General features: G+C 54.7%; 5 protein-coding genes. 4 read left to right on the forward strand and 1 reads right to left on the reverse strand.

What is annotated here, in order from left to right:
* Positions 1 to 43: 43 nt before the first annotated feature.
* The gene (locus FRY97_RS18835; RefSeq protein WP_147169123.1) at positions 44 to 1369 is read left to right on the forward strand and encodes a UDP-N-acetylmuramoyl-tripeptide--D-alanyl-D-alanine ligase; all 1326 of its coding nucleotides are present in this window, start codon (positions 44 to 46) and stop codon (positions 1367 to 1369) included.
* A 17-nt stretch (positions 1370 to 1386) separates the two neighbouring features.
* Here the strand turns inward: FRY97_RS18835 and FRY97_RS18840 are convergent, their stop codons facing one another.
* The gene (locus FRY97_RS18840; protein ID WP_147169124.1) at positions 1387 to 2484 is read right to left on the reverse strand and encodes an arginase family protein; all 1098 of its coding nucleotides are present in this window, start codon (positions 2482 to 2484) and stop codon (positions 1387 to 1389) included.
* 97 nt (positions 2485 to 2581) lie between these two features.
* Between FRY97_RS18840 and FRY97_RS18845 the strand changes: the two genes are divergently transcribed.
* The 3 genes from FRY97_RS18845 to FRY97_RS18855 all read left to right on the forward strand — a co-directional run bounded on the left by FRY97_RS18845 (position 2582) and on the right by FRY97_RS18855 (position 7281).
* Positions 2582 to 3760: an MFS transporter gene (locus FRY97_RS18845; RefSeq protein ID WP_147169125.1), complete on the forward strand. Its 1179-nt coding sequence runs from the start codon at positions 2582 to 2584 to the stop codon at positions 3758 to 3760.
* A gap of 261 nt (positions 3761 to 4021) precedes the next feature.
* On the forward strand, positions 4022 to 5269 hold the full coding sequence (locus FRY97_RS18850) for a Glu/Leu/Phe/Val dehydrogenase dimerization domain-containing protein (RefSeq protein WP_147169126.1): 1248 nt from the start codon (positions 4022 to 4024) through the stop codon (positions 5267 to 5269).
* Positions 5270 to 5793: 524 nt separating this feature from the next.
* Positions 5794 to 7281, forward strand: coding sequence for an OmpA family protein (locus FRY97_RS18855; protein WP_147169127.1), 1488 nt, complete (start codon positions 5794 to 5796; stop codon positions 7279 to 7281).
* Positions 7282 to 7468: the final 187 nt, after the last annotated feature.

The raw sequence follows: 7468 nt of genomic DNA on the forward strand, positions 1-7468 counted from the left end.
CAGGGAGGCCACAGGCTTACAAAGAACTCTACGCTTACTCATTATGGTCACGTTAGCAGAATTATATCAGGCTTTCCAAGAATGCGGAGGGCTTACAACCGATTCCCGCCGGGTAAAGCCCGGGCAGCTGTTTTGGGCTTTGAAAGGGGAGCATTTCGATGGCAATGCCTTTGCCCATGCTGCGCTTAAAGCGGGCGCTCGATATGCTGTGGCATCAGCTTCCGCTGGCCTGCCACCACACCCACAGCTGCTTGAGGTAGAAGACACGCTGCAGGCCTTACAAGATTTGGGCCGCCACCACCGCCGTCAGTTTACAGGGCCAGTGGTCGGTATTACCGGGAGCAATGGCAAGACGACAACCAAGGAGCTGGTCGCTGCGGTGATGCAGGCAGCTTACCGGGTACACTTTACGCAGGGGAACCTCAATAACCATATCGGGGTGCCACTGACCCTGCTCGCTATGCCCGCTGATACAGAAATTGCCATCATAGAGATGGGCGCCAATCATCAGGGGGAAATAGATGCGCTCAGCCGTATAGCCGAGCCGACGCATGGGCTGATCACCAATATCGGTAAAGCCCACTTGGAAGGTTTTGGGGGCATTGAAGGGGTGAAAAAGGGCAAGTCTGAGCTGTACCGCTTTCTGGCAGAGACTGGAGGGACGGTGTTCATCAATCAGGATGAGCCTTTTTTGTCTGGCCTGGCGGAGCCTTGCAAGCGCAAAGTGTTTTATGGCAGTGCTGCCGAGCTCGAGCCGGAGAGCCCCAGCTTGCAGGTTGTCCTAGAGGAGGAACACCCTTTCCTCCGGGTTGCCTTCAAAGATCTGAAGACTGGAGCGCCCGAGGTAGCGCAAAGCCAGCTCATTGGGCGCTACAATTTAGGGAACATCGCTACGGCGGTGGCGCTTGGGCAATACTTTAAGGTGCCGGCACAGAAAATCAGCCGCGCGATAGCGGGCTACCGGCCGGCCAATATGCGGACGCAGCTGCTGTCTTACAAAGGCCTGACCTGCCTATTGGATGCCTACAATGCGAACCCCACTAGTATGCTGCATGCCATACGGGCTTTCCAGCAGGTAGATGCGGGCCAGCGGATTGCTGTTCTTGGTGAAATGCTAGAGCTTGGCGCTGATGAAGCGGCAGAGCACGATGCCGTGGCACAGGCGGCTGTAGCTGCCGGCTTTACAGAGGTATGGCTAGTGGGAAAAGCATTCCGGGCTGCAGCACAGCAGTATGGGCTGCAGCATTTTGAGGATGTACATGCACTGAAAGCCTGGTTCCGGCCTGAGCGCCATACCGGCAGCCATATCCTTGTTAAAGGCTCCCGTGGCAACCGCTTGGAGCTTTTGCTAGATATGGGCAAGGCATAAAGGCGGCCCTACAATGCTCAGGCAAAGCGGTCGAGCGCATTGAGCAGGCGCTCGGGCAGCTCATCCTGGCAGGCTTTCAGATAATCGTTGTAGGAGCAGGGGACTAGCCTGTGCCGCTGCAGCCGGTGGTGTGTCTTTACCGGGACCTGCATCCACCAGCGGTTGCTTTTCTCACTCCTCCAAAAAGTGAGCTGGTATTCGTGCCCCTTGAAGTCTACGATATACTCAGACATCCCGTCCATAGATGTTGGGAAGTCTCCTTTGCGATGGTAAAACCCATCTACAAAGTACCAGATCAGCTGCGCGCACAGCTGAGCAGTCTGCCTCCCCCGGTCTTGCTCATTTAGGAAGCCATATAAGCCAAAAGACTTCAGTTTATCGCTCATGCCTGCATACCGTGCAATCTGGCAAGCCTCCTCACTGCTGAACCCATTGGGGGAAGGGGCCTGCTGCCCAGGGGCTTCGCACTGTTTCAGGGCAGAAAGGTTGAAGCAGAGCAGATCGCTGTCGCGGATGAGGGGCTCCAATTCTGTAATATTGGCTTTTGCCCTGCCCAAGCGCACATAGTCGAATCGCTTTTGATCGAGGTAGCGGAATACTTCTGGCGCGACGAAGTGTGCCTGAGTGCCCAGCAGGCTCAAGTGGAAAAGGCTGGATTTGGGGCTATCTAACAGGCTCTGCAGGTAGTGTTGCGCCTCCTGCAGCCGGGCTGGGTGGTAAGGTACCTGTTCGTCTACAACAAGAAGGTTGATCAAGTACTGCAGTTCTTGGTAGGCTGCGTATTGAGCTGTGGCCTGTGTTGGCATATGGCCTAGGATGATGGGCGTCACTTCGCTCTCCAGCAGCTCCCGGATAATCGGGGCGAGGAAGGCCGGGTCAGGGTTCCGGGCGTTGCCCAGATCGGTAAACTCCAGCCCCTGGAAGGGGAAACTGAGCGCATAGAGCGCTTTGCGGATGGGGTCTGCTTCTGCAGCATGGCAGCCTAGCAGCGCAATGCTCCCTGCCCGGAGCTGGGCCTGCTTTGGGCGGTATTGCTGTATGTGCTGCCCAAAGGCATATGGGGCAGGAGGCGTGGTATTGTCTGGGGCATAGGGTTGCAGCCAATTGTGCAGCATAGTGGTTGGAGATGGTTAAAAGGTAATGGGCTAAAGATAAGAGGGAAATCGGAAAAATCAGGGTTGCCAGGGACGCCGTCAGGCGTATCTTTGCCGCATGTCTGAAGAACTGCCTCTGTACACTGCACAATTCTGGCTGTTATGCCTGAGCCATGCCCTGTTTGCCGGGAGCTTCAATATGATCATCCCGGAGCTCCCCGCTTATTTGGAAAGCATGGGGGGCGGGGATTACAAAGGGCTGATCATCGCCTTGTTCACGCTCATGGCAGGCCTGTCCCGCCCTTTCAGCGGAAAGCTGACGGACACCGTGGGGCGGGTGCCGGTCATGATCTTTGGGACCTTGGTATGTGTGGTCTGCAGCTTGCTTTACCCTTTGCTCACCACGGTGAGCGGCTTTCTGTTGCTGCGGTTTTTCCATGGGTTTTCAACAGGTTTCAAGCCCACGGCCTCTTCAGCTTATGTAGCAGATATCGCACCCGTGCACCGTAGGGGGGAAGCCATGGGCATTCTGGGGGTTAGCATGAACCTGGGGTCTTCCATTTTTCCGCCAGTAGGCAGTTGGCTGGCCATGGCTTACTCTATAGATCTCATGTTTTATGTATCCTCTGGCCTGGCCCTGCTGTCTATTCTCATACTGAGCGGGCTGCGCGAAACCCTGCGCGACAGCGTGCCTTTCCGCCCCAATCTGCTTAGCGTGGGCAAGAAGGATTTTTTTGAGCCCACAGCAATTGCGCCTGCTGTAGTCATCGGCCTTTCTTATACCAGTTTTGGCGTTCTGTTGACTGTGGTGCCCGATCAAGCCGTACACCTGGGCATGGCCAATAAGGGGTTGTTTTTTACGAGCTTTACCGCGATGGGGCTGTTGTCCCGCCTGCTTGCCGGGAGGGCTTCCGACCGTTTTGGGCGGGTCCCTGTCTTGAGGGTTTCCCTTGTCCTCACCGCACTCTCGCTTTTCAGTATGGGCAGTGCAAATTCACCGGCTATGCTTTTGGCCACTGCCGGCTTCCTGGGGTTTTGCACGGGGGTGCTTGGCCCAACCGCTATGGCTTGGGTAGTAGACCGTAGCCCAGACAGCCACCGGGGGCGCGCCATGGCCACCGCTTTTATCGCATTGGAGATAGGCATAGGCGGCGGGGCGCTCTATTCTGCTTGGCTGTACGATAGCGACCCAGAACAGTTCGGGCTGGTTTTCGCCTGCTCAGCAGCCCTTTGCCTGGCTGGGCTGCTCTATGTATTCCTACAGCCCCGCTGGGAAAGCCGCCGCCAAGATGATTAGTGTGCGAACTAATTTGTACTTTCGCGCACAGCGTAAACGGGCGCCAACCAGATTGCCGTTTTTTTCAGGGGCCTGCCCCTGCCATCGGGCAGGTGCCGCTATGCTACGGGGCTCGCTATCCGCTCGGCCCTATCGGGCTTAAACCCCTTCGCAGCGCTAGGCCAATGCCAGCCTGTACAGAGCCCGAAAGCATAAAGGCTCGCAGTATTTTGGTTTACGCCCGAATACACCGCTTGACTAACCAGAAAAAACCAAGTTCGTATGACTACTTTGCTGCAGGACTACAAAGACAAGCAACCTGAAATCGTCTTTGAATGGCACGATGCCGAAACCGGCGCGGAAGGCTGGATTGTTATCAACTCGTTGCGCAACGGCGCTGCGGGGGGCGGCACCCGCATGCGGGCGGGCCTTACAAAGGAGGAGGTCGTTTCGCTGGCTAAAGTGATGGAGGTTAAGTTTTCGGTCTGCGGCCCTGATATTGGGGGGGCGAAGTCTGGCATTAATTTTGACCCATCTGACCCCCGCCGGGATGAAGTCCTGCGGCGCTGGTACGCGGCTGCACTCCCTATCCTCAAAACCTACTACGGTACAGGCGGAGACCTGAATGTAGACGAGCTGAAGGATGTTATCCCGATCACAGAGAAGCTCGGGCTTTGGCACCCTCAGGAAGGTATTGTCAATGGCCATCTCAACTCCACTCGGGGGGACAAGGTGAAAATCATTGGGCAGCTGAGGTATGGTTGTGCAAAAATTGTTGAGGACCCCCGCTTCGTCCCGGACGGCCACAAATATGCTGTGGCCGACTTGATCACGGGGTACGGTGTAGCAGAATCGGTCCGGCATTTTTATGACCTCTACCGGGGCACAGGGCTGAAAGGCAAAACAGCCATTATACAGGGCTGGGGCAATGTGGCTTCCGCTGCGGCCAGCTATCTTGCGCTGGAAGGCGTGAAGATATTGGGCATCATTGACCGGGAAGGTGGCATCATTAGCGAAGAGGGGCTGGGCAATGAGGAGGTCAAGGAGTTGTTCGTACGCAAGGCAGGCAATAAGCTGGCCGCAGCAGAGATGCTGCCTTTTGATGAGGTGAACGAGCGGATATGGAGCCTTGGCGCAGATGTTTTCATCCCTGGCGCTGCGTCCAAAATCGTTACGCGGCAGCAAGTGGAGCAAATGATTGCCTCCGGGACGGAGGTCATTTCTTGTGGCGCAAATGTCCCTTTTGAGGACGATGGGGTTTTCTTTGGCCCTACAGCAGCTTGGGCCGACGAGCAAATCAGCCTGATACCTGATTTTATCGCCAATTGTGGCATGGCAAGGGTGTTCGCTTATTTTATGCAGGCTGAAGCAGAAATGACGGACGAAGCCGTCTTCAATGATGTATCAGAGACCATCCGGGGCGCGCTGCAGCAGGTCCGTGCATTTAGCCCCGGGCCCAACCGTATCGCAACAGCAGCCCTGAACAGTGCGCTCGAGCGCCTTATGGGCACGCAGGAGCAGGCGGTCTAAGCATTTGCAGCAGCTCTCCCCCGATACCCAAAGTGGGCACAGCTGCAGGGAAGTGGCAAAAACTTTTTACTTTAGAGCGGGCTAAGCCGTCATTGGGCGCTATTTGTATGCCAAATGCCTGTCAACTGTATGTCTGGCTTGTATGTACCGCTCCAAGCCTTTTCCTCGCAGTGTTTGTAAACAGCTGGGGGCGGCACTAGCATACTGATGCAAGGATAGCGGCAAACACGAATAGCCCGTTTATTTGTGCCAAACTGCCTGGCCTGGTTTGGACTATGCACAAAATAGCAGTAGATTTGTAAGGCTAAAGCTTATTTAGCCTGGCACACTTGCGCAAAACAACTTCTTATGACTGCCATTAGGCTTTCGTCTAAGACCGATTTAAGTAACCAACTTCTATTACTACCCTCAACGAATAGACATTTGCCCCCCAATGTGGCGGCAACTCGGGAGGTATGGCACTCTGCCCTTCAGTCACCTTCTTGTTTCCCAAAACACATTACTAATTATTAATCCCTGTAACTATGACGAAAAGAAGTACCCTTCTAATGGCATTTTCATTGCTGCTGTCGCTTTCCCTCTTTGCCCAAGAGGCAGAGGAAGGAGGCAACTACGGCACGCCAAAGAATATGCTTGAAGTCGGCCTTAGCGGCGGACACGTGTTCATCTCCGGAGATGTTTCGCCCACCCTTCCTGCTGGCTTTGGCGGAGGTATCCACATCAGAAAAGCAATCGACTATATTTTTTCTGTCCGCCTAGACGGGTTCTATAGCCTGTCAGAGGGAGAGGAGCAGATCGGGAATGAGTTCCGTAGGTACGAGTCGGCTTTCATGGCAGGTACTGCTTTCGGGGTCATCTCAGCTAATAGCCTGCGGTTCAACAGCTCGGTCCGTAAAGCCAACTTATATGGTATGGTTGGTGCAGGTGCAAGCTACTTCGCAGCCAACAGCCTGGTCAAAAACGAGCCTATCCGCCCAAGCGATGAGCTCAATGAAGGCGAGTACAATGTGTCTCCTCATATCGCAGCTGGCGTAGGTATCGCATTCCGCCTGAGCCCGCGTGTCAATATTGGCCTAGAACATCAGGCTTTCATTACTTTTGGCAATCAGGCAGACCGCCTCGATGGGCTTGACCTCGGGACCAATAACTTCCGGGATGTGCTGAACTATACTAGCCTGAAGCTGAACTTCAATATTGGCAGCAAGTCTAAATTGTCAGAGCCGCTTTATTGGATCAACCCGCTGGATAATATTATCACTGACCTTACTGCTATGAAGGAGGACAATAAGCTTGCCCTTCAGGATAGCGATGGCGATGGCGTAATCGATGCTATTGACCAAGACCCCAATACACCGCCTGATGTGCCTGTAGATACTAAAGGCCGTGTCCTCGATAGCGACCGGGACGGTGTGCCCGACTATAAAGACCGCGAGCCTTATTTCCCGCCACGTCCAGGTGAGCGTGTAGACGAGGAAGGTGTAGTGGTCAACCCTATTTCTCCTTCTGGCGATGGCGTATCGGAAGACCGGGTGCGCGAGATTATCGCCGAAGAGCTGCAGAATTACAGTTTGCGTCAAGGCGAAGAAGGTGGCGCTATCGGTGGCGGTAGTGGCGGTGGCATGGCAGAATGGTTCCTGCCTATGATCCACTTTGGTACTGACAGCGATCGGGTGAAGTATTCTGATTATGGCACGCTGTCCTCCATTGCCCGCATGATGAAAGGCAACCCCAATCTGCGCTTGGTCGTGACAGGTTTCGCAGATTCTTCTGCGCCAGAGTCTTATAACGACGAGCTGTCTTACCGCCGTGCGGATGCCGTCATCAAGCACCTCGTCGACAATCATGGCATTGGCCGTGGCCGCCTGATCCTGCAATGGAAAGGGGAAACGGAGCTGCTTGTGCAAGGTGGCGGCAGCTATATGAACCGTAGGGTGGAGTTCCGCGTAGCGCAAGGCGATGATGTGGAGATGGACCCGCCTGCGGGCATCTCTAAGGAAAATGATGGCTTCTAAACCATCTTGCCCGCCGCTCAAAAGCCCCGCTCTGAACTGTTCAGGGCGGGGCTTTTGCGTATATGGTGCAAAAAAAAGAGAGCCAAAAACTTTGGCTCTCCCCTTTTTAACTACCGATTATTAAGTATGAAAAGAGCTGTGAGGGCAGGATTCGAACCTGCACGGGGCGGTTTTGCCAGAAGGCTAC

It is taken from the genome of Phaeodactylibacter luteus (genome assembly GCF_007993045.1).
GTDB lineage: Bacteria > Bacteroidota > Bacteroidia > Chitinophagales > Saprospiraceae > Phaeodactylibacter > Phaeodactylibacter luteus.